Consider the following 25,277-nt stretch of genomic DNA (forward strand, 5'->3'; position numbering starts at 1 on the left):
GCAACCGGCAACCGGCAACCGGCCGAACCTACAGCCCCGCGTCGCGGGCGAGCAGCGCCGCCTGGACGCGGTTCTCGCAGTGCAGCTTGGACAGGATCCGGCTCACGTACGTCTTCACCGTGGCCTCGCTCATGTGCAGCCGCCTTCCGGCGTCCGCGTTGGAGAGTCCTTCCCCGAGCAGCGCCAGGACGTCCCTCTCCTTCTCGCTGAGCGCCGCCACCCGTGCCCGCGCCTCCTCGGCGCGAGCCGCCTCCCGGCCGGTGGCCAGCCGCTCCACGACGTGCCGGGTGGCGGCCGGCGACAGATACGCGTCGCCCGCCGCGGCCGCCCGCACCGCCCCGATCAGCTCGGCGGGCGCCGTGTCCTTGAGCAGGAACCCGGCGCCGCCGTGCTCCAGGGCCCGCAGCACGTTCTCCCGCTCCCCGAAGGTCGTCAGGATGATCACCCGGGCCGCGGGCGCCGCCCTGCGCAGCTCCGGCAGGGCCGAGAGGCCGTCGAGCACCGGCATCTGGATGTCGAGCAGCACCACGTCGGCGGCGTGCGCCCGCGCGGCCTCGACCGCCGCCCGTCCGTCGGCCGCCTCCCCGACGACCTCGATCCCCGGGTCCGAGATGAGGATCATCCGGATCCCGGCCCTGATCAGAGGCTCGTCGTCGGCGATCACGACCCTGATGGGCTGCCCTGCCACAGCTTCTCCCCCACACCTCCGGTACGGGCGGTACAGCGCTACCGCTGCTCGACCACGTACGACTTCTTCTCGATCAGCTTGCCGTCCTTGAAGCAGAACCGGAAAACGGGCTCCTCGTCATAGGTCTCGCCCATCTCGGAGGACATCAGCACCAGGCAGCTGGAGCCCTCCGGCCGGGCGGGACCCGTCCCGCCGAGGCCCGCTGTGGCTATGGTGTCGCCGGAGGGCAGCTGGTCGCGGACTTCCGTCTCGGTCATCCCGACCTTCACCGCCTCGTACTGGGCGGGGTCGATCATCCCTTCCTTGAGCGAGCCCATCAGGAAGTAGAGGCCGAAGCCCCCGGCCACCACCAGCAGGACGAGCGCCGCGAACGCGATCCCGCAGCCCAGCGCGATCGCCCCGCCCGTGCTCCTGGTCCTGCCCCCACGCACCGCCATCGCCAGCTCCCGCTCCGTGAACGTCCAGTCGGCCGGTCCGACCGTGACCGGACGACCATCGCCCACCAGCGGTTTCGTGGTCTGCTGCCGGAAGTCGTCGGCCTCATCGACCAAAGGCGCTGCCTCGGCGACCGGCGCCGCCCCGTACGGCAGCATCCCGGCCACCCGGAACCCGCCGCCGTCGGCCGGGCCCGCGTGACACATGCCGCCCACGAGGCGCGCCCGCTCGGTGAGCCCGGCCAGCCCCTGCCCGCCGCTCACGACGTCCTTCACCGGTCCGTCCACCGGCTCCTCGTTGACGACCTCGACGACGAAGGTGTCCGGCTCGTACCGCAGCTCGACGCCGATCGGCGTCCCCGGCGCGTACTTGTAGGCGTTGGTCAGGGCCTCCTGCACGATCCTGTACGCGGCGTGGTCGGCGGCCGGCGCCAGTGGTCTCTCGTCCCCCAGCCGCCGCAGCTCGACCGAGGTGCCGGCCGCCCGGGCCGCCACGACGAGCCCCTCGATGCCGGCGATCCCGCGGGCTGCCCGTCCGGTCTCGTCCCCGGCCGGTGCGGGCGCCGCCGTGCCGTCCTCCGCCGCGAGGCCGTCGCGGAGTATCCCGACGACCTCCCTCAGCTCGTGCATGGCGGTCACCGACGCGTTCCGCAGGACACCGACCACCTCGCGCTGCCGCTCGCCCAGCTCCCGGTCCACTTCGAGGGCCCCGGTGTGCACGGCGATCAGCGCCAGCTGGTGTCCGAGGCTGTCGTGCATGTCCTGGGCGATCCGCTGCCGTTCGCGCAGCCGGGCGTGCCAGACCAGCATGCTCCGCTCCCGCACGAGCTGTGCGTTGCGCTCCTGGAGCGCGTGCAGCAGGGTCCGCCGCTGCGTCCAGTACCGGTGGGCGAGCCCGGGAGCCAGGGTGGTGCCCAGGTAGTAGAGGGTCGCCAGGAAGGCGACGGAGAGCAGTCTCTGCCGGTCCCAGGTCTCCAGGAGCGTCCCGCCGACGTTCAGCACGAAGGCGGCGATGAACGCGGCCAGCGCCCGCCCGACACTGGCGACGTACCGGCCGGACGACCAGCCGAGCATGATGAGCAGGGGCGCGAGGCCGGGCAGGAAGGGCGTGATGCCGGCGGTGACGACGAGCACGGTCGCGGGAAGTCTGCGCCGCAGCAGCGACAGCAGGGCCGTACCGACGGCGACCACGGCAAGGCGCCAGCCCTCGCCGCCCATGAGTTCCTCGGCCCCCGCGGCGAGCAGCGCGAGGACCACCGCGAGGGCGACCTCGCCGGTGATCCTGCGCCGCGACCACTGCCCGGGCACGGCGAACCAGCGCCACCAGGCGGCGGCCCTGGACCCGATCCCCCGGGCGGTCCGGCTCCCCGACTTCGACATTTCGTCCACGCTCGAACCCTAGGCAGCGGCCGGTGTCCCGGACGTCCCTCTTTCGTCTCGCCGTCGGACGACCAAAGTCGCGGCCCCGGCGTCGCGGCCACCCGACGACCCCAGAACCCGATGACCCGACCACCCGACCACCCGTCATCCTCCGGCGTGGGAAGGGTCACATCCGCGGCGACATACGCGGAAGCCCCGTAGGTCGATGACCTACGGGGCTTCCGTCTGGTGCGCGAGGGGGGAGTTGAACCCCCACGCCCTTGCGGGCACTGGAACCTGAATCCAGCGCGTCTGCCTATTCCGCCACCCGCGCATTGGGTGATCTCCCTGCCCTCTCACTTTTCAGTGGGAGCGCCTGGCGACATCTGAAGATTAGCACGTCGCAGACCGTGGATTCACATCCGTTGTTTCGCCCCCGCTCCCGGAGAACAAGGAGAGAAGGTGAGGCACACCGATGAGGCGCAGAGGTGTGAAGCACGGGAGGGACAGCACGGCACAGCACGGCACAGCACAGGACCGCGAAGCATGCGAGCGGAGAGGAGTGAGAAGGAGGAGAGGGGAGAAGCAGGGGAGAAGGAAGGGAGAAGGAGGGCGGATGGGGACGGACCGCCCCGGAACGGGGGCCCAACCCGGCCCGAGCCTCCGCTCCCACAGCCGGGTGCGGGACACTGTCCGCAGGCCGCCTCTACGATCCGTGGGGGAAGCCTGTGAGAGGTGACACTCGTCCACAGGGCAGAGAAGGGGAACCAGCCGATTTCCCGACGCGTGGATACGATCAGTAAGCAGTACCAGGGCGACAACGACGGAGGAGGTGCCCCATGGGAGTCCTGAAGCGTTTCGAGCAGCGTCTCGAAGGTCTGGTCAACGGCACCTTCGCCAAGGTCTTCAAGTCCGAGGTCCAGCCCGTCGAGATCGCCGGCGCGCTCCAGCGCGAGTGCGACAACAACGCGACGATCTGGAACCGCGAGCGGACCGTCGTCCCCAACGACTTCATCGTGGAACTGAGCACGTCGGACTACGAGCGTCTCAGCCCCTACTCGGGCCAGCTCGGCGACGAGCTCGCCGGCCTGGTCAGGGACTACGCGAAGCAGCAGCGGTACACCTTCATGGGCCCCATCAAGGTCCACCTGGAGAAGGCCGAGGATCTCGACACCGGCCTGTACCGCGTCCGCAGCCGCACGCTCGCGTCGAGTACGTCACAGCCGCAGCCGCCCTCCGGGGCGCCGCAGCACCACCAGCAGCAGCAGGGCCGCGGCGGCTACGGGTACCCCCCGGCCGGCGCCCCGCCCATGCCCGCCTCCCCGCCTCCCGGCGCGCCCGGCCACCGGCCGACGGCGCCCGCGGGGCGCCCGGCGGGCGGCCCCGGATCCATGCCCGGCCCCGCCACTCACGGCGGAGCGGGCGCTCCGGTGCGCCGCTGGATCGAGATCAACGGCACCCGCCATCAGATCTCCCGCCCGACCCTGGTCCTCGGCCGCAGCACCGACGCGGACGTGAGGATCGACGATCCCGGCGTCTCCCGCCGGCACTGCGAGATCCGGACCGGAACGCCCTCGACGATCCAGGATCTGGGATCCACCAACGGCATCGTGGTGGACGGGCAGCACACCACCCGCGCTACGCTCCGCGACGGCTCGCGGATCGTCGTGGGCAGCACCACCATCGTTTACCGGCAAGCCGAAGGGTGAAGCGGGGGCAATGTCAGAGCTGACCCTGACGGTCATGCGGTTGGGTTTCCTGGCCGTTCTGTGGCTGTTCGTCATCGTGGCCGTCCAGGTCATCCGCAGCGACCTGTTCGGTACGCGGGTCACCCAGCGCGGTTCGCGGCGCCAGGACGCGCGGCCTCAGCAGAACGCGCGCCAGGCCGCCGCGCCTCCGCAGCAGCGCGGCCAGCAGAGCACGGGCGGCGGCCGCCAGCGGCGCGGCGCCCCGACCAAGCTGGTCGTCTCCGAGGGCACCCTCACCGGCACGACCGTCGCCCTCCAGGGCCAGACGATCACGCTGGGCCGGGCGCACGACTCGACGATCGTCCTCGACGACGACTACGCGTCCAGCCGCCACGCCCGGATCTATCCGGACCGGGACGGCCAGTGGATCGTCGAGGACCTCGGGTCCACCAACGGTACGTATCTCGACCGGACCCGCCTCACCACCGCCACACCCATTCCGCTGGGCGCGCCGATCCGGATCGGCAAGACCGTCATCGAGCTGCGGAAGTAGTGCTACATCATGAATAGGCGCGAGCGGAGCGAGCGAGCCGGGACGGTCCCCGCCATGGGGCGTGCCGCGCTCCCGACCGGAGCGACTGAATCGACCGGCGTGACCGGAGCGACCGGAGGGTGGGCAGTGTGGGTCGAGACCGGCTGTACCCCGATGCAGCGTCGACAGGGCAGGTGGGCATGACTCTGTCCCTGCGATTCGCCGCGGGCTCGCACAAGGGCATGATCCGCGAGGGCAACGAGGACTCGGGCTACGCCGGTCCCCGGCTGCTCGCCATCGCGGACGGCATGGGCGGCCAGGCCGCCGGTGAGGTCGCCTCCTCCGAGGTGATCTCCACGCTCGTCACGCTCGACGACGACGTCCCCGGCTCCGACATCCTCACCTCGCTCGGTACGGCGGTGCAGCGCGCCAACGACCAGCTGCGGATGATGGTCGAGGAGGACCCGCAGCTGGAGGGCATGGGCACCACGCTCACCGCCCTGCTGTGGACGGGCCAGCGGCTCGGTCTCGTGCACGTCGGAGACTCCCGCGCCTATCTGCTCCGCGACGGTGTCCTCACCCAGATCACCCAGGACCACACCTGGGTCCAGCGTCTCGTCGACGAGGGCCGGATCACCGAGGAAGAGGCCACCACGCACCCGCAGCGCTCGCTGCTGATGCGCGCGCTCGGCAGCGGCGACCACGTCGAACCCGACCTCTCCATCCGTGAGGTGCGGGCCGGCGACCGCTATCTGATCTGCTCCGACGGCCTGTCCGGCGTGGTCTCGCACCAGACCCTCGAGGACACCCTCGCCAGCTACCAGGGCCCGCAGGAGACCGTGCAGGAGCTGATCCAGCTCGCGCTGCGCGGCGGCGGCCCCGACAACATCACGGTGATCGTCGCCGACGTCCTCGACGTCGACGGCGGCGACACCCTCGCCGGTCACCTCAGCGACACCCCGGTCATCGTGGGCGCGGTCGCCGAGAACCAGGCGCAGCTGAACGACGGCGGGGCGATGCAGACCCCGGCCGGCCGCGCCTCGGGCCTCGGCCGGCCCGCGCCGCACCAGCAGCCGCCCGCCGGCGGCTTCGGTCCGCCCGGCAGCGGCGACGACCACGGCTACGGCGGCATGCCCCCGCAGGGCTCCTTCGACGCGTACACGGACGACGACTTCGTCAAGCCGCGCACCGGCCGCAAGTGGCTCAAGCGTTCCTTCTTCATCGTCCTCGCCCTCGCCGTCGTCGGCGGCGGCCTGTACGGCGCCTGGCGCTGGACGCAGACGCAGTACTTCGTGGGCGCCAAGGACCAGCACGTGGCGCTGTACCAGGGCATCAGCCAGGATCTGGCGTGGGTGTCGCTGTCGAAGGTCGAGAAGGACCACCCCGAGATCGAACTCAAGTACCTCCCCGCCTACCAGCGGAAGCAGGTCGAGGACACGATCGCGGGCGGCAGCCTCGGCAAGGCCGAGACGAAGATCTCCGAGCTGGCCGTGCAGGCCTCGGCCTGCAAGAAGGCCGAGCAGCGGCACGCCGCCGCCGAGAAGGCCGCCGACCAGGCGAGCAAGCCGCCGGCCACCCAGAAGCCGGGTACCGCCACCCCTGACTCCAAGCCCACCACAGCCGCTCCGTCCCCGGGTCCCACCCTCACCGCGGAGGAGCAGAAGCTGGCCTCGAACTGCGGCAAGCAGTAAGCACCCGTAGGGGGCCTTTCACCACCATGAGCGTTGTCACCAACACGACCACCATCGGCGCGATCGAGGCGCCGAGCCGCCGCAACACCGAGCTGGCGCTGCTCGCGTTCGCCGTCGTCATCCCGGTGTTCGCGTACCTCAACGTGGGCCTGGCCATCGACGGCAAGGTCCCGGCGGGCATGGCCGGGTACGGCCTCGGGCTGGCGCTGCTCGCGGGCGTCGCGCACCTGGTGGTGCGGAAGTGGGCCCCGTACGCGGATCCGCTGCTGCTGCCGCTCGCGACGCTGCTGAACGGTCTGGGTCTGGTGCTGATCTGGCGTCTCGACCAGTCGCCGCGGATCATCGCCCGGTACAAGACCTTCACCCCCGACGCGCCCAACCAGATGATGTACTCGGCGATCGGCGTCGCCATGTTCGTGGGCGTGCTGCTGCTGCTCAAGGACCACCGGGTCCTCCAGCGCTACACGTACATCTCCATGGTCGCGGCCCTCGTCCTGCTGCTGCTGCCGCTCGTGCCCGGCCTGGGCGCGGACGTGTTCGGCGCCAAGATCTGGATCAACGTCGCCGGCTTCTCCATCCAGCCGGGTGAGTTCGCCAAGCTGGTGCTCGCGGTGTTCTTCTCCGGCTATCTGATGGTGAAGAGAGACGCGCTGGCGCTGGCGAGCCGCCGGTTCATGGGTCTCTACCTGCCGCGCGGCCGCGACCTCGGCCCGATCCTGACGATCTGGGCGGTCAGCCTGCTCATCCTGGTGTTCGAGAACGACCTCGGCACCTCGCTGCTGTTCTTCGGCATGTTCGTGATCATGCTGTACGTGGCGACGGAGCGGACCAGCTGGGTCGTCATGGGTCTGCTGATGTCCACCGCGGGTGCCGTCATCGTCGGGTCGACCGCCTCCCACGTCCAGTCGCGTGTGGCCGCCTGGCTCGACCCCTTCGAGTGCCTGAAGACCGCCCCCGAGGGCTCGAACATGGCCATGGCCTGCGACCAGATGACGCAGGTGCTGATGTCCTTCGGCTCCGGCGGCATCCTCGGCACCGGCCTCGGCCAGGGCAATTCGGACCTGGTCGGCTTCGCCGCCAACTCGGACTTCATCTTCGCCACCGTCGGCGAGGAGCTCGGTCTGACCGGCGTGATGGTCTTCCTGCTCTTCTACGGCCTGATCGTGGAGCGCGGTGTCCGCACCTCGCTCGCCGCCCGCGACCCCTTCGGCAAGCTGCTCGCGATGGGCCTGTCCGGTGCCTTCGCGCTCCAGATCTTCGTCGTCGCCGGCGGTGTGATGGGCCTCATCCCGCTGACCGGTATGACCATGCCGTTCCTCGCGTACGGCGGTTCCTCCGTGATCGCCAACTGGGCCCTGATCGGCATCCTCATCCGGATCAGCGACACCGCGCGCCGTCCCGCGCCCGCGCCCGCCCCGTCCCCCGACGCCGAGATGACCCAGGTGGTCCGTCCGTGAACAAGCCGCTGCGGCGGGTCGCGATCTTCTGCGGCCTGCTGGTCCTCGCCCTGCTCCTGCGGGACAACTGGCTCCAGCTCGTCCGCGCCGACGAACTGAACGCCCACCCCAAGAACCGGCGCGTCCAGATCGAGCGGTACTCGAACGAGCGCGGCAACATCATCGTGGACGGCAAGCCCATCACGGGCTCCGTCGACTCGGGCGACAAGTTCTACAAGTACAAGCGGACCTATCTGGAGGGCCCCATGTGGGCCCCCGTCACCGGGTACGCCTCGCAGGCCTACGACGCCAACCAGATCGAGAAGATCGAGGACGGCATCCTCACGGGCAACGACGACCGGCTCTTCTTCGACCGCACCATGGCCATGTTCACCGGTGAGAAGAAGAAGGGTGGCGATGTCATCACCACCCTCAACGGTGCCGCGCAGAAGGCCGCCTTCGAGGGCCTCGGCAGCAAGACCGGCGCCGTCGTCGCCATCGAGCCGAAGACCGGCAAGATCCTGGCGATGGCGTCCACGCCCTCGTACGACCCCTCCTCCTTCGCGGGCTACTCCGCCAAGGACGAGAAGGCCTGGGTCGCGCTGGAGAAGGACAAGAACAAGCCGAAGCTGAACCGCGCGATCCGCGAGATCTACCCGCCCGGCTCCGTCTTCAAGGTGGTCACCGCCGCCGCGGCGCTGGAGAACGGCAAGGTCACCGACATCAACGCGGCGACCGACACCCCCGAGGGCTGGAAGCTTCCGCTCTCCACCAAGGAGATGGTCAACCACGCCAAGGGCTGTGCCAACGCCAGCCTGAACCGCGCCCTGGAGATCTCCTGCAACTCGGTCTTCGCGAAGCTCGGCGACGACGTCGGCCGCGACAAAATGGTCGAGATGGCGGAGAAGTTCGGCTTCAACGCCGAACAGTTCACCCCGGTCCGCTCCTCGGCCTCCGTCTTCGACAAGAAGGCCGACCGCCCCGGTAACGCGCTCTCGTCGATCGGCCAGTTCAACACCGCGACCACCCCGCTGCAGATGGCGATGGTCACAGCGGCGATCGCCAACGACGGCAAGCTGATGAAGCCGTACATGATCGACCAGCTGCGCGCCCCGAACGTCGACATCATCAAGCAGAACGAGCCGGAGGAGCTGAGCCGCCCGGTCTCGCCGGAGACGGCCCAGAAGCTCCAGCAGATGATGGAGAACGTCGTCTCCAACGGCACCGGCGGCAAGGGCGACCTGAACATGGACGGCGTGAAGGTCGGCGGCAAGACGGGTACGGCCCAGCACGGCGAGAAGAACGCGAAGCGTCCCTACGCCTGGTTCATCTCGTACGCGAAGACCTCGGAGGGCTCCCCGGTGGCGGTCGCCGTGGTCGTCGAGGACTCGGCGGGCACGGACCGTGAGGACATCACCGGTGGTGGCCTCGCCGCCCCGATCGCCAAGGCCGTGATGAAGGCGGTTCTGAAGACCCGGGGCTGACCCCCGGACCCCGTACGAGCCAGGTACCGGTCAGGTATCAGCTACCGGCCCCGGGCGGAACGCCTTCCCGGGGCCGGTAGCGTATGCGCGAACAGCACACACCGCCGGACCACCCATGGGTGCGGTCGGGACAGACGGAGAGGGCTGGATTAGCTATGGAAGAGCCGCGTCGCCTCGGCGGCCGGTACGAGCTGGGCCCGGTGCTCGGCCGTGGTGGCATGGCCGAGGTGTACCTCGCCCAGGACACCCGGCTCGGCCGCACCGTCGCCGTGAAGACGCTGCGGGCCGACCTGGCCCGTGATCCGTCCTTCCAGGCCCGGTTCCGCCGTGAGGCACAGTCCGCCGCCTCGTTGAACCATCCGGCGATCGTCGCGGTCTACGACACCGGCGAGGACTACGTCGACCAGGTCTCCATCCCGTACATCGTGATGGAGTACGTCGACGGGTCGACCCTGCGTGAGCTGCTTCACTCCGGGCGCAAGCTGCTGCCCGAGCGCACGCTCGAGATGACGGTCGGCATCCTCCAGGCGCTGGAGTACTCGCACCGCGCCGGCATCGTGCACCGTGACATCAAGCCGGCGAACGTCATGCTGACGCGCACCGGCCAGGTCAAGGTCATGGACTTCGGCATCGCGCGCGCCATGGGCGACTCGGGCATGACCATGACGCAGACCGCCGCGGTGATCGGCACGGCCCAGTACCTCTCCCCGGAGCAGGCCAAGGGCGAGCAGGTCGACGCCCGGTCCGACCTGTACTCCACCGGCTGCCTGCTCTACGAGCTGCTCACCGTCCGGCCCCCGTTCATCGGCGACTCCCCGGTCGCGGTCGCGTACCAGCACGTCCGCGAGGAGCCGCAGCCGCCGAGCAACTTCGACCCCGAGATCACGCCCGAGATGGACGCCATCGTCCTGAAGGCGCTGGTCAAGGACCCTGACTACCGGTACCAGTCCGCCGACGAGATGCGCGCGGACATCGAGGCCTGCCTCGACGGTCAGCCGGTCGCGGCCGCCGCCGCGATGGGGATGGGCATGGCGGGCGCGCCCGCGTACGGCGGGGGCTACGGCGGCTATCCGCCGGAGGACCAGCCGACGACCGCGCTGCGCCAGGCCGACCCGGCCGGCCAGACGTCGATGCTGCCGCCGGTCAACCCGGACGACGGCGGCTACGGCTATGACGACCGTCCGGACCGCCGTCGCGGTGGCCAGAAGAAGTCGAACACCTCGACGATCCTGCTGGCTCTCGCGGGCGTCCTGGTGCTCGTCGGCGCGATCTTCATCGGTGTCTCGCTCTTCGACAAGAAGGACGGGCCGCAGAAGGTCACGGTCCCGAACCTGGTCGGCCAGAACATGGCGGCGGCGAACGACCGCGCGAAGAACTCCCAGGTGAAGGTCCAGCAGACCGGTACCGAGCGCTGCGACCAGCCCAAGGACACCATCTGCCGCCAGGACCCGGCCGCGGACGGCACCGCGACGATGGACACCAACGGGACGATCCAGGTGGTCGTCTCCGAGGGCGCCCCGCTCATCGAGGTCCCGGACGTCATGGAGCAGTCCCAGGAGCGGGCCGAGCAGACGCTCAAGGACAAGGGCTTCAAGGTCAAGGTCGAGCAGGAGGAGTCCGCGGAGGAGCCGGGCACGGTTCTGAAGCAGAACCCGGACGGCGGCACCAAGGCCGAGCAGAACTCCGAGATCACGATCACCGTCGCGAAGAAGGAGCTGTCCGAGCTTCCCAGCGTCAAGGGCCGGACCTACGACCAGGCCGTCCAGCAGCTGAACTCGCTCGGCTTCACGAGCGTGACCAAGGAGGACGTCGACTCGAACGAGCCCGCGGGCACGGTCGTCGACCAGACCCCGCAGGGCCCGTCGAACCAGCCGAAGGACGTCCAGATCACGCTGAAGGTCTCCAAGGGACCGCAGCAGACCATGGTCACGATTCCCCCGGGTCTGACCGGCAGGAAGTTCAAGGACGTCCGGGACCTGCTGCAGAGCATGGGTCTGCAGCAGATCACCCAGGCGGGCTCCGACAAGGAGGACGCCCTGGTCATCAACACGAACCCGCCGGAGGGCACCCAGGTTCCCACCAACCAGCCGATCACCGTGAACACGATCGGCGCCGGAGGCGGGGACAACAACAACGGGAACCCCGGCGGCGGCGGCTTCTTCGGCTGAGCCCCGCACGCACCCGACACGCACACGGGAGAGCCCCGGCATCCAGTACGGATGCCGGGGCTCTCCCGTTGTCCCGTCCGACGCTCAGCGCAGCTCCGCCGGCGGGGTGCGGTCGCGGTCGACCTTCTCCGTGCGTTCCAGTTCGCCCCAGACGATGTAGCGGTAGTCCGAGGTGTACATGGGGGTGCAGGTGGTCAGCGTGATGTAGCGGCCGGGCTTGGTCCTGCCGGATTCCTTCGGGACGGGCTGGAGGACGTCCACGTTGAACTTCGTCGTCTCGGGCAGGGTCTTGTAGACCTTGTAGACGTACCAGAGGTCCTTCGTCTCGAAGACGATCGCGTCCCCGGTCTTCAACTTGTGGATGTTGTGGAATTTGGCGCCGTGCCCGTCCCGGTGCGCGGCGAGCGTGAAGTTGCCCTGCTTGTCCTGCGGCAGCGCGGACTTGATCGGGTCGGTGTAGTAGCCGGCGACGCCGTGGTTGAGGACGTCGGTGCCGGTGCCCTGCTTCACCAGGACCTCGCCGTTCTTCATGGCGGGTACGTGGAGGAAGCCGATGCCGTCCTTGGTGTCGAGCGCCCCGGGGCCCTGGTCGGCCCACTGGTCGCGGACCTGTGCGCCGTCCTTGTCGGCGGCGCGGTCGGCGAGGACGTTCGTCCACCACAGCGAGTAGACGACGAAGAGGCCGAGTACCAGGCCCGCCGTGATGAGGAGTTCGCCGAAGAGGCTGATGATCCCGGCGATCCGGTTGCGCGCGCGTGCCACTAGGTCGTCCCGTCGTCCCGTCCGGAGGTGTGGGGGCTCAGCCTACGAGCGCTTCCGGCTTGCCCTTGCTGCGCGGGCGTTCCTCGACCAGCTTGCCCCACACGATCATGCGGTACGTGCTGGTGAACTCCGGCGTGCAGGTGGTCAGTGTGATGTACCGGCCGGGGCCCTTGAAGCCGGACTGCCTCGGTACGGGGTCGATCACCGAGACGTTGGAGGGCGAGGTCTGCGGCAGGACACTGGCCATCTCGTACGTGTAGTACGCGGTCTTGGTCTCGACGACGATCGGGTCCCCGGGCTTCAACTGGTTGATGTACCGGAACGGTTCGCCGTGTGTGTTGCGGTGGCCGGCCACCGCGAAGTTGCCCTGCTTGTCGGCGGGCATGGCCGTCTTGAGCTTGCCCTCGCCGTAGTGGCCGACCATGCCCTTGTCGAGGACCTTGGCCTTGCTGATGCCCTCGGCGATGGGGACGACCACGTCCAGCTTGGGGATGTACATGATGGCGAAGCCCTTGCCGGGCTCGAAGGCCTCGGGCTTGTCCTCGCCGCCGCCCTGGTTCCAGGTGTCCTCGATCTGCTCCTTGGCCCGGTCGGTCTCCTGGCCGGCGAGGACGTTCGTCCACCACAGCTGGTAGGTGACGAAGAGGAGCATGACGACGCCGAGGGTGATGAAGAGTTCACCGACGACCCGGCTGGCGACGACGCCGACGCTCTCCTTGGCGGCGCGGGCGGCACGGCGGGCCTCGACGCGGGAGAGCGGCCGCCCTTCGGCGGCGGACGGCGCGGGCGTCGTGGGTGCGGCGGCCCGGTTGCGGCCGCGGCCGCCCTTGGCGGCGCGACGGCGCTCGGCACGCCCGGGGCCCGGACCCGGCTCGGACGGCGCCTCGGACGGCGCCTCGGAGACCTCTTCCAGGGCCCGCAGGGGCATCGTCTCGTCCCGGGGGGCCTCCGGGGCCTCCTCCGCCCCGTACGCCCCGTAGGAGGGCTCGTAGGGGGCCTCGGGGGCGTACGGCTCGGCGGGCTCGTAGGAGTGCGCGGGGACGTACGGCTCGGCAGGCGGCGCATACGGTTCGGTGGCCGCGTACGAGGGCTCCGCGGGCGCGTACCCGGCGCCGGCCCCGTACTGCTCGGTCGGCGCGTATTGCTCGGCCGGGACGTACTGCTCGGCCGGTGCGTACGGTTCGGCGGGCGCGTACGGGTCCCCGGGTATCGGCTCCGGCTCCGGCCCCGGCACGTTGGTCGCCCGGAACCACGGCGAGCCCGTCGTCACGCGACGGCCTTGCCCACCACCGGAGCGAGCCCCGCCGACCGGCCGACCGCCCCCTTGTCGCCGCACTGCTCCAGCCAGTTGGCGAGCATCAGGTGCCCGTGCTCGGTGAGGACCGACTCGGGGTGGAACTGCACGCCCTCGACGGGGAGTTCACGGTGGCGCAGCCCCATGATGATGCCGTCCTCGGTCCGCGCCGTGACCTCCAGCTCGGCCGGCACCGTGGCGGGCTCGGCGGCAAGCGAGTGGTAGCGGGTCGCGGTGAACGGCGAGGGCAGTCCGGCGAAGACGCCCTTGCCCTCGTGCGTGACGAGCGAGGTCTTGCCGTGCAGCAGCTCGGGCGCGCGGTCGACGACTCCGCCGTACGCCACGGCCATCGACTGCATGCCGAGGCAGACGCCGAAGACGGGCACGCCGGTGTCGGCGCAGTGCCGGACCATGTCGATGCAGACCCCGGCCTGTTCGGGCGCGCCGGGCCCGGGGGACAGCAGGACGCCGTCGAAGCCGTCCTGGGCGTGGCTCAGCTCGACCTCGTCGTTGCGGAGGACTTCGCACTCGGCGCCGAGCTGGTAGAGGTACTGAACGAGGTTGAAGACGAAGCTGTCGTAGTTGTCGACGACGAGAATTCGCGCGCTCACTGGCCGTCCACCGTCACATCGTTGAACGGAAGCAGAGGCTCCGCCCAGGGGAACACGTACTGGAAGAGGACATAGACGACCGCGAGGACCAGCACGATCGAGATCAGCGCCCGTACCCACGCGTTGCCCGGCAGATGCCGCCAGATCCAGCCGTACATGACGTGGACCGTCCCTTCCGTTCGTTACGGGGACCAGAGTACGGGGCGAGCGGGCCGTGAGGGGTCAGCTGTCCAAAGCCTGTGGACGGCCGTCGGTCACGGGGCGGGTGGCGTCGAGGTGCGCCCAGACGATCAGCCGGTGGCTGCTGCCCCACTCGGGGTCGCAGGTGGTGAGGGTGAGGTAGCGGCCGGGCCCGTCGAAGCCGGACTTCCTGGGGACGGGGTCGACGACGGCGGTGTCGCCGGGGACGGTCCGGTAGGGGCCGCGGTCGATCCGGTAGGTGAACCAGGTCGTGCCGTCGGTGAGGACGATCGCGTCGCCGGGGCGCAGGCGCGGGAAGTCCTTGAAGGGGTCGCCGTGGGTGCGGCGGTGGCCGGCGACGGCGAAGTTCCCGGTGCCGCCGAGCGTGGCGGTGCGGGTGTAGTGCCCGAGGCCCTTCTTCAGGACGTCGGGGCCGGTGCCTTCGAGGACGGGCCATTTCCAGTCGCGGCCGAGCCGGGGGACGTACATCACGGCGATGCCCTTGCCGGTGGCGTACAGCGGCGGTACGCGCGCGGGTGCGGGTGCGGCGGCGACGGGGGTGTCGGCCCAGGCGCGCTGGAGGGTGTCGATCTGGGCGGCGCTGGCGCCGGCGGCCTGGACGCCGGTCCAGTACAGGAGGTAGGCGACGAAGAGGACGATGAGGGCGCCGGCGGTGATGCAGAGCTCGCTGAGGGTCCTCACGAGGAGACGCAAGCGGCCCTCCCGCTGTCAGCTCACCGGCTTCGCGTAGTGGAGGTCCACTGTGCCCGAGTACCCGGGAAGAGTCACCGCCCTGTGCTCGTCGACTTTCCAGCCGAGCCCGTACGCCTTGACGTACAGCTGGTAGTTCTGGAGCGCGGGGGAGGCGGCCAGCGCCCTGGTCAGCCTGCCGCGGTCGCCGACGGCGGTGATCTTGTAGGGCGGTGAGTAGACGCGGCCCTGGAGGATCAGGGTGTTGCCGACGCAGCGCACGGCGCTGGTGGAGATGAGCCGCTGGTCCATGACCCGGATGCCTTCGGCGCCGCCCTGCCACAGGGCGTTGACGACGGCCTGGAGGTCCTGCTGGTGGATGACCAGGTCGTTGGCCTGCGGTTCGGGGTAGCCGGGGGCGGCCTGGGCGTTGGGTGGGGCGTCGTCGAGGGTGACGGTGAGGCCGGAGCCGGAGACCTCGGTGGTGCCCGCGTTCGCTTCGAGCGCGTCGAGTTTCTCGTCCTCCGCGCGCGTGGAGCCGTCGTCGCGGGCGGCGAGGGAGTCGACCTGGCCGCGGAGGGTGGCGGTGGACTCGTCGAGGCCGGCGTTCTTGTGGCTGCGTTCCTCGATGAGGTCGGAGAGCCTGAGGAGCGAGGCGTCCGTGCGGATGTTGGTGCCCTTGGCGGTGTTGAAGCTCGTGACGAAGATCAGTCCGGCGAGGGCGAAGACGGCAAGGGTGAGCACTCGGACGGGGCGCCACCTCGTGGTGCGGCCCGGCCCTTCGGGAGTGTCGGCGGAATTGCTCAACGTACCCTGATCCCCTTCGGTGCCGCGGAACCACTACGCTAACGGACGCCTGGGGGACGCAGTCGTCCTCCTTCGTCACATCCCGGCGCCAGCCACAGTTCCCTGCGCGGTCACGCAGCGCATCGACAGGAGAGTCCCTCGTGCCGAAGTCACGGATCCGCAAGAAGGCCGACTTCACGCCTCCGCCCGCCAAGCAGGCCACCAACATCAAGCTGACCAATCGCAGCTGGGTGGCGCCGGTGATGCTGGCGCTGTTCGCCATCGGTCTGGTGTGGATCGTGGTCTTCTACGTCACCGACGGCTCCATGCCGGTCGAGTCGATCCGGAACTGGAACATCGTGGTGGGCTTCGGCTTCATCGCGGCCGGGTTCGGCGTCTCCACGCAGTGGAAGTAGCGGCGGACCGGTCGATGTAGCGGTCGCGGCGGCCTCTCGTCAAGCTCTCCCCCGAGCTTATCCACAGCGTTGTGCACAGCACTGGATAACTTACGAAGATCTGTGGATAACTCGCACGAGGTTGACGGCGGTATGACCGGAATCACCCTCGGCAGAACACACGAAGCCCCTCGCCTCCCTGGAGAAATACCAGGTCAGAGGCGAGGGGCCGCGTCTTTCCCCACCGTCTGGGGAGGATCCGCCACGCACTGTGGATAACTCTGGGGAAAGCTCACAGAAGAGCTCGTCCACAGGCACCTGCGCTCAGGTGAGCGCAGCCGATCGGGCGAGCACGATCCCCAGGTCGACCAGGAGCACCAGGGCACAGGCCCCGTACTGCACCAGGTCCCGCCGGACCCTCGGCGCGTGCACCATCGCGTACGTCAGCAGGACGCCGGCCACCAGACCGCCGACGTGCGCCTGCCAGGAGATCCCCGGACGGGTGAACGTGATGAGCAGGTTCAGCGCCACGAACAGAAGCGCGGGCCGCATGTCCTGCCGCCTGCGCCGGGCCAGCACGATCCAGGCCCCGAGCAGGCCGTACACGATGCCCGAGGCACCGAGCGAGAACTGGTTCTGCGGGGAGAGCAGATAGGCGAGCGCGGAGCCGGAGAGCCCGGAGAGCAGGCAGAGCGCCGTGTACCGGATCCGCCCCAGCTCGGGCTCGACGATCCCGCCGATCATCCACAGGCCCAGCATGTTGAAGAGGAAGTGCGGGAGCTCCTGGTGGAGGAAGGCCGAGGTCAGCAGCCGGTACCACTCGCCGTCCGAGACCCCGACCAGCTCACCGCTCGGAAGGTAGGCGCCGCCGATCAGGGCGAGGTCGTCGAGGAGCCGGTCGCCGACCACCTGGACGGCGATGAACAGCGCCAGGTTGATCACCATGAGGATCTTGGTGATGAAGCGTCCGTCCGCCGCCACCCGGCCACCCGCGAGCGTCCGGGGCTGGTTGGCACCGGCGGCGTGGCCGGTGCCCGAGCCGCCCCGTACGCACTCCGGGCACTGGAAGCCGACGGACGCGGAGATCATGCACTGTGTGCAGATGGGCCGCTCGCAGCGGGCGCAGCGGATGCCGGTCTCGGCCTCCGGGTGGCGGTAGCAGCGCAGCAGACCGGGCTGCGTGTCCATGGCGGGTTCCGTCCCTTCCGCCTCAGCGCTTCTCGATCACCACGGACTCGACGACGACGTCCTGGAGCGGACGCTCGGTGTGGGGGTCGGTCGCGGTGGCCGCGATCGCGTCCACGACCTTCCGGCTCTCCTTGTCGGCGACCTCGCCGAAGATGGTGTGCTTGCGGTTCAGCCAGGTCGCGGGGCCGACGGTGATGAAGAACTGCGAGCCGTTGGTGCCCGGGCCCGCGTTGGCCATGGCCAGCAGGTACGGGCGGTCGAAGAAGAGCTCCGGGTGGAACTCGTCGGCGAACTCGTAGCCCGGGCCGCCCGTGCCGTTCCCCAGCGGGTCGCCGCCCTGGATCATGAAGCCCTTGATGACCCTGTGGAAGACCGTTCCGTCGTAGAGCGGGTCCGAGGAGACCGTGCCGGTGGCGGGATGCGTCCACTCACGCTCGCCGGAGGCGAGCTCGACGAAGTTCCGCACCGTCTTCGGGGCGTGGAACGGCAGCAGCCGCACCTCGATGTCGCCCAGGCTCGTCCTGAGGGTCGCGTACAGCTGCTCGGCCACGGTCGCCTTCCGTCCCACGTCGTGTCGCGTCGTCGTGTCGCGTCATGTCACGTCTGTCTCTGGCGTGTCCGATCCTCGCATGCCCCGGATGCCAGCCCCACATGCCGGACGCCGCTCCGGCGGGCATGATTCCGAAAAGGATGGAAAGGTGAAAAACCGACATCGCCACCGAGGAGGAGGAATCCCGTGACCCGCATGGACAGCGTGCGCGCCGCGACAGGTTCGGCGAAGGAGAGCGTCCTGCACGCCGCGGAAGTGGTGGCGCCGTACGCCGACTCGGCCAAGGACCAGGCCGCGCACTACGCACACGAGGCGCGCGTGGTGATCGCGCCGAAGGTCTCGAAGGCCGCGTCCGCGGCCCGTACGCAGGCTCGCGCGCAGTACGACTCGTATGTCGCACCGCACGTACCACCGCGGGTCGACGCGGCCGCACACCGTGCGGCGGTCAAGACCCGCCGGGCCGCCCGTCAGGCGGCCGACTACACCGTTCCGCGCGTCGAGAGCGCGGTCGCCGCGACCGGTCCCGTCCTGGAGGAGGCCGGGTCGCGTTCCACCGCCGCCTGGGCCGCGCTGCGCGGTCAGGTGACGCCGAAGGAAATCCAGAAGATCGTGAAGAAGCACGAGCGTCGGGCCAGGGCCGGACGCCTCGCCAAGGGACTCGTCGTCCTCGGCGTACTGCTCGGCGGCGCTTTCGTCGCCTGGAAGTGGTGGGACAAGCAGGCCAATCCCGACTGGCTGGTCGAACCTCCCGCTCCCACCGAGATGGACGAGGACTCACCGCTGTCGTCCGTCGACGGCAGTGGGGCTCCCCGTGACGCGGAGGTGGAGACCGAGGCCGATTCCGATGCCGCAGCCGCCGCGGAAGCCGCCGACCGCGACGAACGCCGCTGACCGACCGCTACTCCTACCGAGGTCCTACCGAGGTCCTGCTGGGGTCCTGCTGGGGTCCTGCTGGGTCTTACTGAGTCCTGCTGGGTTCTACCGGGTCCTGCCGGGTCCTGCTCTTGGGCTTACCGGGTCCTGCTGGGTCTTACCGGTTCGTGCCGGGTCCTGCTGGGTCCTACCGGGGCCTGCCGGGTTCCGTCCTTGGTTCTGCTGCGGCCCTTCCCGGGCCGCTGACGTCCCGCGGGTGGGGTGGGGGGAGTACGCGTCGTCGTCTCCCCACGCCCTACGCCGCCGCGGCAGCGGCGAGCGCCAGGTCCGTCAGCGCGGCCGGGTCGCTCTCGACGCCGGCGGTCGACGAGGACCGCTGACGCGCGGAGGGGGAGGAACCGTGGGCCTCGGCGGCGATGCGCTGCTTGATGGTGGGCGGCAGGGCGCGGTCCCCGGCCAGCGGCCAGCGATGCGTCCGCTGTGCCGGTACGGAGGCGAGCGCGCGCTCCCCGGCGGTGACGGCGGGGGCGGCGGCGGGCGCGGCCGGCTCCTCGGGCTGCTGGACGGCGGGCTGCCCGGCCGCGGCGGCGGTGTTCGCCAGGCCGACGGAGGCGAGGAGGGCGAAGAGGACGGAGATGAAGGCGGTCCAGAACTGCTTGACCTTGGCGGTGGCCATGGCCCCTCACTTTCGTGACGTTCTCGGATGGTTCATTTCGGGTTGCGCGCTTTACGTACTTTTCTCATGATGTGGATGCGGACCCGATTTCCGCGGACCGACGCCGCCGTCGCGCAGTTCTTCCGATGAACACCACCCGGACGGACCAGCGCCGCCCCCGGTCACCCAGCGCCACGGCGCCCGAACCCGGCCCGTACGCCCGCACACGCGCCCCGCACGGAACGCGAAAGACCCCCCTGTCCTGCGCTTCCGCAGGTCAGGGGGGTCTGTCCGAGTGGAGCCTAGGGGAGTCGAACCCCTGACATCTGCCATGCAAAGACAGCGCTCTACCAACTGAGCTAAGGCCCCGGAACGAGGACAGCGTACCGGGTCACCCCCCATGTCCGGCAAAAGGATTGGGACTCCCGGTCGGCGACCACTCTCCGTAAGATGCTGACCGAGGTTCGCAGTGGCGAACCTAAGGGATGGGGAGTAAGTAATGGACGCAGCGCAGCAGGAAGCCACGGCAAGAGCCAGAGAGCTTCAGCGCAGTTGGTACGGAGAGCCGCTGGGGGCGCTCTTCCGTCGCCTGATCGACGATCTCGGGCTCAATCAGGCCAGGCTCGCGGCCGTGCTCGGGCTCTCGGCGCCCATGCTGTCCCAGCTGATGAGCGGCCAGCGGGCCAAGATCGGCAACCCGGCCGTCGTCCAGCGCGTCCAGGCCCTCCAGGAGCTCGCCGTCCAGGTCGCCGACGGCAGCGTCAGCGCCGCCGAGGCCACCGACCGCATGGACGAGATCAAGAAGTCGCAGGGCGGCTCCGTCCTCACCGGCACGGGCCAGACCGCCACCGGATCCGGCGGTCCGACCGTGCGCCGTGTGGTCCGCGAGATCCAGTCGCTGCTGCGCTCCGTGGCGGCCGCCGGCGACATCATCGACGCCGCCGACTCGCTCGCCCCGGCCCACCCGGAACTGGCAGAGTTCCTCCGGGTGTACGGCGCCGGGCGCACCGCCGACGCGGTCGCGCACTACGAGTCGCACCAGAACTGACGCGGGCCCGGCGGCCGGCCGGCACCGCGGAGAGACGACGCACACGGGGAGCGGGCGCAGCGCGATGGGTGAGGTCTTCGCTGGTCGGTACGAGCTGATCGACCCGATCGGACGCGGCGGGGCGGGCGCGGTGTGGCGTGCCTGGGACCACCGGCGCCGCCGCTACGTGGCGGCCAAGGTGCTCCTGCAGAGCGACGCGCACACACTGCTCCGCTTCGTCCGTGAGCAGGCGCTGCGGATCGATCATCCGCATGTCCTCGCCCCGGCCAGCTGGGCCGCCGACGACGACAAGGTCCTCTTCACCATGGACCTGGTGGCCGGCGGCTCGCTGGCCCACGTCATCGGGGACTACGGCCCGCTGCCGCCCCGCTTCGTCTGCACGCTGCTCGACCAGCTGCTGTCGGGCCTGGCCACGGTGCACGCCGAGGGGGTCGTGCACCGTGACATCAAGCCCGCCAACATCCTCATGGAGGTCACCGGCACCGGGCGGCCGCATCTGCGGCTCTCCGACTTCGGCATCTCCATGCGCAAGGGCGAACCGCGCCTCACCGAGACCAACTACGTGGTGGGGACGCCCGGTTATTTCGCGCCCGAGCAGCTCCTCGGCGCGGAGCCGGACTTCACCGCCGACCTCTTCGCCGTCGGTCTGGTCGCGCTCTATCTGCTCCAGGGCCGCAAGCCGGACTCCCAGGCCCTGGTGGAGCACTTCCTCGCACACGGCACCCCGGGCGCCCCCGAGGGCATTCCCGAGCCCCTGTGGCAGGTGCTGGCCGGTCTGCTCCAGCCCGATCCGCAGGCCCGGTTCCGGACGGCCACGGGAGCGCGCAAGGCGCTGAGCGCCGCCGTCGAGATGCTGCCCGAGACGGGCCCCGTCGAGGAGCCGGTCGAGATCTTCGACCAACTCGGCCCCCTGCCCGCGGGCTTCGGCCCCGAAGGTCCGACGGCCGCCGCCGCGGCGGCCCCGGAGCACCCCGCACCGCAGCAGCCGTCGTACCCGCCGACCGCCCAGGTCCCGGCGCCGTCGCCGGTCCAGGCCCCGGCCCCGGTCCCCGCTCCCGCGGCTCCGCCGGTCCCGGGCCCCTCCGAGACGGGCAGCTTCCACCTGTCTCCCCCGGTCACGCACCCGGCGCCCGCCTCCGCGACGCCGTACGGACAAGCCCCCACCCCTCCCTACACCGCTCGCCCCGAGCAGGTTCCCGCCCCGCACACGGCACCCACGCCGCTCGCCCCCGTACGCCGACCGGGACCGCCCCCGAAGGTGACGGTCCCGGTGATCCTGCTCGCGCTGGTGTCGCTCGCGGTCGGCTTCTGGGCCCTGACGCAGATCTGAGCCCTGAGCCCGCGGGGTCCTAGGCCCTGCGCCGGGCCAGCAGGGTCCACGCCCCGAGCCCGAGCAGCAGGACGGTCCCGATGCCGATCCCGGCCGCCGCGACGACCGTCATGGTGCCGCTCCGCTCGGCGGCCTGCTCCACCTGTGCGCCGCTGGAGCCGCTCGCGGCCGCCTCCTTGTCGTCGGCGGTCACGGTGAACGGCCCGGGGTCCCCGTCGTACCCGGGACCGGACGCGGCCTTGTTCATGACGTTCACCCGCAGTGTCAGCGGCACCGGCTTGTCGCCGTAGTCCTTGGCGACCGCCGGGTTGAGGGTGGCCGACAGGTAGTACCAGCCGGCGAACCGCGTCCCGTTGGTGGCGTCGTCGTACGCGGTGCGGTTCGCGTGGGCCACCGGCCGCTGCGGGCCGAGCTCGACCGTCGCGGGCTTCCCGTCGTAGGTGACGGTGTTCTCGTCGACGTGGCCGAGCGCCGGGTTCTCCAGGGAGAGCACGAGCGCGTTGGAGACGTACGTGTCGGCGGCGGAGCTGCTGCCGAGCTCGGCGGTGGTGAAGAGCTGCTGTCCCCAGTCGACGGGTACCCGGTAGAAGAGCGTCTGGCCGGGCCGGATGTCGGCGCGCCACTCGCCCTGCGTCAGCGAGGCGGCGTCATGGATGCCGGAGCCGCCCTGGCGGGGTCGGGGGCCTCCCGTGGGCGGCGCGGGCGTGGCGGAGGGCCAGGCGGACGGCAGCGCGCTCGGGCCGGCCTTCTTCAGCGGCGGCTCGGACACGTGCCGGATCTCCAGCTCCCAGTCGTCCGGGGAGGAGGTCGCCTTCGAGGAGCGCTCGACGAGCACGTAGAAGGCCCCCGCCTGCTGGCAGCTGGAGCTCTCGGCGTCGATGATCCGGCGGGCGTACGCGGCGAGGGGCCGCGTGTAGTCGGCCGACGAGAAGTTGACCTGCTGGTAGCTGCACTCGGCGCCGGAGCCGTCCTGCATGCTGATCTTGACGCCGTCGCCGTACTCGACCTTCCCGCCGGGCTTCGGCACGGCGACCACGGAGACGTACGAGTTGACCTTGTCGTCGAGGTCGACCCGGTAGTAGAGCTTGCCGTCCTTCTTGACGGTGTCCCGGTACGTCTGCCCCGTCTTCAGGGCCTTCGCGTCGAGGCTGGAGGCGGCGCCCTGGATCCGCTGGGCCGAGCCGTCGAAGGCGTACGGCGGTATCGGAGTCCCTTCGGCCGCCCGGGCCTGGACGGGCAGTCCCGTCACCGCGCCCACGGCCGCGGCCGCCGCGATCAGGGCTCCCGTCCTCCGGCCGATCCCGGTCCGCCTGCCGGCCTGCGTGCTCACGCGTCTCTCCCGTTCCTTCCCGCCCTGCGCCGCGCCCGCCCGAGGGCGATCAGCACCCCGGCGAGCAGCACCAGCGCCCCGCCGCCCACCGCGACGGCCGTGGTGCCGGTCCATCCTGCCCCGCCCGCACCTCCGGTGTCCGCCCGCGCGGTGGATTCGTCCTGCTTCGCAGGGGCCTTCACGCGCGCGTGGTGCTCGGGTCCGGCCTTCTCCTCGCCGAGGACGGCGATCCGCAGGACGACGGCGATCTCGGGGTTGCGGGCGATCCTGGCCGTGTCGGCGCCGAGGGTGATGTAGTGGCCGCCGGGCGTGTGCACGGGGACGACGTTCGGGTTCGCCTCGTAGCGGTTGCTCCAGACGACCGGGACGGTGCCCATCCTCAGCGCGGTCGGTTCCCCGTCGTACGCGCGCTGGGAGTTGAAGACGCCCGTGCCGAAGCCGAACGGCTGCCGTGCCGGGGTGTAGACCTCGGTGCCGCCGTACGACGTGACCGAGGAGCCGGAGTCGCCGACGGCCGGCTCGTTCGCGAACCCGACGTCGTAGGTGTCGATGCGCAGCCCGATGCCCTGGTGGGCGAGCTCGGCGGCGACCTCGCAGGGCTGCGGGGTGCCGCAGGTGTCCTCGCCGTCCGAGATCAACAGGATCGTGCGGATGGTGATGGCCCCGGGAGGCGGCGCGGGGAGGTCTTCCGCGGCCTTGCGCAGCGAGAGCCCGATGGGGGTGTCCCCCTTGGGCGTGAGGGCGGCCACGGCCGCTTTGAGGCCGGCCCGGTCGAGCGGGGCGACCGGCTTCGCGAGCCGGGTGTCGGTGCAGCCGCTCGTCCGGTCGGCGCCGTAGACGCGCAGTCCGCGAACAGTCCGGCGGCCACGCCCCCCGCGGTGCCTCGTCGCGGTCTCGGTCCTATGGTCGTCCCCCTTGTTCGCGCTCCATCGACTTTGCTTTAGCAAGCTAGTGATTTGCGCTGGCGAACTCAAGGGAGCCCGTGTCACGGTCCCGGAACAGCGAAACCCCGGCGGCGCTCACGCGCTGCCGGGGCCTCACCCACAGAATGCGTGTCTCTCAGACACCGGAACCTGCGGGCACGGAGTCGGTCGCCTCCGTCCACAGATCCTGCTCGGCGCGATCCGCCTGGATCTGGCGGTACACGAGGAGCCCGCCGATGGCGGCCAGTGCGACCAGGAGAAGCTTCTTCACCGCGCGACCTCGTCTTTCGTTGACGTAGGAGACTTCTGACGCCCACTCTACACATCGACCGATACCGATCGGTGACCTGTACGGGCTTCGCACCCCTGCTTCAAACCACGCACAAAAAGATCGACCCGGATGGAGGAACCATCCGGGTCGATCCGAACTGTGGGGCTAACAGGATTTGAACCTGTGGCCTCATCCTTATCAGGGATGCGCTCTAACCAACTGAGCTATAGCCCCGCCGCGCTTTGCGGTGTGTCCCCGCCGCGCTGACTCCTGAACATTAGCGCACGTGGGGGCCAGTCCCAAAATCGGTAACCGACCGGCCCCCTCGCAGATCACTCGTCCTCGGCCAGCGTCAGCTCGACACCGCCCACGAAGCCCGCCGACAGGTTGTAGATGAAGGCGCCCAGCGTCGCCAGCGCGGTCATCAGGACCACGTCGATCACGGCGATCACCGAGGTGAACATCAGCACCCGCGGCAGCGACAGGAAGGACTGCAGATCGAAGCCGTTGGACTCGTTCGAGCCCGTGGCCTCGCTGATCGTGCCGCCGACCGTCGAGAAGACGCCCATGGCGTCCATGACCATCCACAGCACCGCCGCGGCCACGACCGTGCAGATGCCCAGCGCGATGGAGAGCAGGAAGCTCACCTTCATCACCGACCACGGATCGGCCTTGGCCACCCGCAGCCGCGCCTTGCGCGTCCTGGGCGTCGTGCGCGCCCCGGTGCGCGGCCGGCGCACCGCGCCGGTCTGCCCGCCCTGCGTACCGCCCGCTGGCGTCCCGCCCGCAGGCGTGCCGTACGCCTGCGGCGGGTGGTAGGGACCGCTCGGCTGCCCCTGGGGGCGCTCGCCGGGCAGCGGCCCGTTGTACGTCTCGTACGAGGGCTGCTGCCCCCGAGTGTCCGTCACCGC

25 protein-coding genes and 3 tRNA genes are annotated in these 25,277 nt (G+C 70.3%); 10 read left to right on the plus strand and 18 right to left on the minus strand.

What is annotated here, in order from left to right; translation table 11 throughout:
• Positions 1–28: 28 nt before the first annotated feature.
• From AB5J54_RS19975 to AB5J54_RS19985, 3 genes are all read right to left on the minus strand, one after another.
• A complete protein-coding gene (locus tag AB5J54_RS19975; protein WP_369145278.1) occupies positions 29–688 on the minus strand; it encodes a response regulator in 660 nt (219 codons plus the stop codon).
• 38 nt (positions 689–726) lie between these two features.
• Positions 727–2,502, minus strand: a complete 1,776-nt coding sequence (locus AB5J54_RS19980; protein WP_369149406.1) for a sensor histidine kinase — start codon at positions 2,500–2,502, stop codon at positions 727–729.
• Between the two features lie 226 nt (positions 2,503–2,728).
• Positions 2,729–2,815 (minus strand) — tRNA-Leu (locus tag AB5J54_RS19985).
• A gap of 505 nt (positions 2,816–3,320) precedes the next feature.
• On the opposite strand from AB5J54_RS19985, the gene AB5J54_RS19990 reads away from it, so the two are divergent.
• The 6 genes from AB5J54_RS19990 to pknB all read left to right on the plus strand — a co-directional run bounded on the left by AB5J54_RS19990 (position 3,321) and on the right by pknB (position 11,480).
• Positions 3,321–4,190, plus strand: coding sequence for an FhaA domain-containing protein (locus tag AB5J54_RS19990; RefSeq protein WP_369145279.1), 870 nt, complete (start codon positions 3,321–3,323; stop codon positions 4,188–4,190).
• Positions 4,191–4,200: 10 nt separating this feature from the next.
• Positions 4,201–4,722: an FHA domain-containing protein gene (locus tag AB5J54_RS19995; RefSeq protein ID WP_369145280.1), complete on the plus strand. Its 522-nt coding sequence runs from the start codon at positions 4,201–4,203 to the stop codon at positions 4,720–4,722.
• A 179-nt stretch (positions 4,723–4,901) separates the two neighbouring features.
• Positions 4,902–6,392, plus strand: a complete 1,491-nt coding sequence (locus AB5J54_RS20000) for a Stp1/IreP family PP2C-type Ser/Thr phosphatase (RefSeq protein WP_369145281.1) — start codon at positions 4,902–4,904, stop codon at positions 6,390–6,392.
• A 26-nt stretch (positions 6,393–6,418) separates the two neighbouring features.
• The gene (locus AB5J54_RS20005; protein ID WP_369145282.1) at positions 6,419–7,849 is read left to right on the plus strand and encodes an FtsW/RodA/SpoVE family cell cycle protein; all 1,431 of its coding nucleotides are present in this window, start codon (positions 6,419–6,421) and stop codon (positions 7,847–7,849) included.
• Positions 7,846–9,312 (plus strand): peptidoglycan D,D-transpeptidase FtsI family protein, encoded by a 1,467-nt coding sequence (locus AB5J54_RS20010; RefSeq protein WP_369145283.1) that lies wholly within the window; start codon positions 7,846–7,848, stop codon positions 9,310–9,312. The genes AB5J54_RS20005 and AB5J54_RS20010 overlap by 4 nt, the downstream gene beginning before the upstream one ends.
• Positions 9,313–9,467: 155 nt before the next feature.
• Positions 9,468–11,480, plus strand: coding sequence for a Stk1 family PASTA domain-containing Ser/Thr kinase (gene pknB, locus AB5J54_RS20015; protein WP_369145284.1), 2,013 nt, complete (start codon positions 9,468–9,470; stop codon positions 11,478–11,480).
• An 84-nt stretch (positions 11,481–11,564) separates the two neighbouring features.
• Here pknB and AB5J54_RS20020 read toward each other — a convergent pair whose 3' ends face one another.
• The 6 genes from AB5J54_RS20020 to AB5J54_RS20045 form a co-directional block, all read right to left on the minus strand.
• Positions 11,565–12,242 carry a class E sortase gene (locus tag AB5J54_RS20020; RefSeq protein ID WP_369145285.1) on the minus strand — a complete coding sequence of 226 codons (678 nt, stop codon included), beginning with the start codon at positions 12,240–12,242 and terminating at the stop codon, positions 11,565–11,567.
• Between the two features lie 37 nt (positions 12,243–12,279).
• Entirely contained in the window at positions 12,280–13,512 is a 1,233-nt protein-coding gene (locus tag AB5J54_RS20025) for a class E sortase (RefSeq protein ID WP_369145286.1), read from the minus strand.
• On the minus strand, positions 13,509–14,147 hold the full coding sequence (locus AB5J54_RS20030; protein WP_369145287.1) for an aminodeoxychorismate/anthranilate synthase component II: 639 nt from the start codon (positions 14,145–14,147) through the stop codon (positions 13,509–13,511). Before AB5J54_RS20030 ends, AB5J54_RS20025 begins: the two co-directional genes overlap by 4 nt.
• On the minus strand, positions 14,144–14,305 hold the full coding sequence (locus AB5J54_RS20035; protein ID WP_015034837.1) for a hypothetical protein: 162 nt from the start codon (positions 14,303–14,305) through the stop codon (positions 14,144–14,146). The genes AB5J54_RS20030 and AB5J54_RS20035 overlap by 4 nt, the downstream gene beginning before the upstream one ends.
• A 64-nt stretch (positions 14,306–14,369) precedes the next feature.
• Positions 14,370–15,041, minus strand: a complete 672-nt coding sequence (locus AB5J54_RS20040) for a class E sortase (RefSeq protein ID WP_369145288.1) — start codon at positions 15,039–15,041, stop codon at positions 14,370–14,372.
• A 15-nt stretch (positions 15,042–15,056) separates the two neighbouring features.
• Entirely contained in the window at positions 15,057–15,824 is a 768-nt protein-coding gene (locus AB5J54_RS20045) for a DUF881 domain-containing protein (protein ID WP_369145289.1), read from the minus strand.
• 140 nt (positions 15,825–15,964) lie between these two features.
• Here AB5J54_RS20045 and crgA point away from each other — a divergent pair, with 140 nt between their 5' ends.
• The gene (gene crgA / locus AB5J54_RS20050; RefSeq protein ID WP_056565215.1) at positions 15,965–16,219 is read left to right on the plus strand and encodes a cell division protein CrgA; all 255 of its coding nucleotides are present in this window, start codon (positions 15,965–15,967) and stop codon (positions 16,217–16,219) included.
• Between the two features lie 303 nt (positions 16,220–16,522).
• On the opposite strand, the gene AB5J54_RS20055 is transcribed toward crgA, so the two are convergent.
• On the minus strand, positions 16,523–17,386 hold the full coding sequence (locus tag AB5J54_RS20055) for a rhomboid family intramembrane serine protease (protein WP_369145290.1): 864 nt from the start codon (positions 17,384–17,386) through the stop codon (positions 16,523–16,525).
• Between the two features lie 22 nt (positions 17,387–17,408).
• Positions 17,409–17,936 carry a peptidylprolyl isomerase gene (locus tag AB5J54_RS20060; protein WP_369145291.1) on the minus strand — a complete coding sequence of 176 codons (528 nt, stop codon included), beginning with the start codon at positions 17,934–17,936 and terminating at the stop codon, positions 17,409–17,411.
• A gap of 186 nt (positions 17,937–18,122) precedes the next feature.
• Here AB5J54_RS20060 and AB5J54_RS20065 point away from each other — a divergent pair, with 186 nt between their 5' ends.
• Positions 18,123–18,827 (plus strand): DUF5324 family protein, encoded by a 705-nt coding sequence (locus AB5J54_RS20065; RefSeq protein ID WP_369145292.1) that lies wholly within the window; start codon positions 18,123–18,125, stop codon positions 18,825–18,827.
• Positions 18,828–19,104: 277 nt separating this feature from the next.
• Here AB5J54_RS20065 and AB5J54_RS20070 read toward each other — a convergent pair whose 3' ends face one another.
• Together AB5J54_RS20070 and AB5J54_RS20075 are read right to left on the minus strand one after the other, a co-directional pair.
• Positions 19,105–19,485: a DUF6344 domain-containing protein gene (locus AB5J54_RS20070; RefSeq protein ID WP_369145293.1), complete on the minus strand. Its 381-nt coding sequence runs from the start codon at positions 19,483–19,485 to the stop codon at positions 19,105–19,107.
• A 275-nt stretch (positions 19,486–19,760) separates the two neighbouring features.
• Positions 19,761–19,833, minus strand: a tRNA-Ala gene (locus tag AB5J54_RS20075).
• 130 nt (positions 19,834–19,963) lie between these two features.
• Here AB5J54_RS20075 and AB5J54_RS20080 point away from each other — a divergent pair.
• Together AB5J54_RS20080 and AB5J54_RS20085 are read left to right on the plus strand one after the other, a co-directional pair.
• A complete protein-coding gene (locus tag AB5J54_RS20080; RefSeq protein WP_369145294.1) occupies positions 19,964–20,512 on the plus strand; it encodes a helix-turn-helix domain-containing protein in 549 nt (182 codons plus the stop codon).
• A 64-nt stretch (positions 20,513–20,576) separates the two neighbouring features.
• Entirely contained in the window at positions 20,577–21,842 is a 1,266-nt protein-coding gene (locus AB5J54_RS20085; protein ID WP_369145295.1) for a protein kinase, read from the plus strand.
• Between the two features lie 19 nt (positions 21,843–21,861).
• Here the strand turns inward: AB5J54_RS20085 and AB5J54_RS20090 are convergent, their stop codons facing one another.
• The 5 genes from AB5J54_RS20090 to AB5J54_RS20110 all read right to left on the minus strand — a co-directional run bounded on the left by AB5J54_RS20090 (position 21,862) and on the right by AB5J54_RS20110 (position 25,274).
• Positions 21,862–23,172, minus strand: coding sequence for a hypothetical protein (locus tag AB5J54_RS20090; protein WP_369145296.1), 1,311 nt, complete (start codon positions 23,170–23,172; stop codon positions 21,862–21,864).
• The gene (locus tag AB5J54_RS20095) at positions 23,169–24,119 is read right to left on the minus strand and encodes a hypothetical protein (RefSeq protein WP_369145297.1); all 951 of its coding nucleotides are present in this window, start codon (positions 24,117–24,119) and stop codon (positions 23,169–23,171) included. Before AB5J54_RS20095 ends, AB5J54_RS20090 begins: the two co-directional genes overlap by 4 nt.
• Before the next feature lie 112 nt (positions 24,120–24,231).
• A complete protein-coding gene (locus AB5J54_RS20100) occupies positions 24,232–24,366 on the minus strand; it encodes a DLW-39 family protein (protein ID WP_003958712.1) in 135 nt (44 codons plus the stop codon).
• Positions 24,367–24,526: 160 nt separating this feature from the next.
• Positions 24,527–24,600 (minus strand) — tRNA-Ile (locus AB5J54_RS20105).
• Positions 24,601–24,698: 98 nt separating this feature from the next.
• On the minus strand, positions 24,699–25,274 hold the full coding sequence (locus AB5J54_RS20110) for a DUF3566 domain-containing protein (RefSeq protein WP_369145298.1): 576 nt from the start codon (positions 25,272–25,274) through the stop codon (positions 24,699–24,701).
• Positions 25,275–25,277 lie beyond the last annotated feature (3 nt).

This window comes from Streptomyces sp. R44 (assembly GCF_041053105.1).
Classification (GTDB): domain Bacteria; phylum Actinomycetota; class Actinomycetes; order Streptomycetales; family Streptomycetaceae; genus Streptomyces.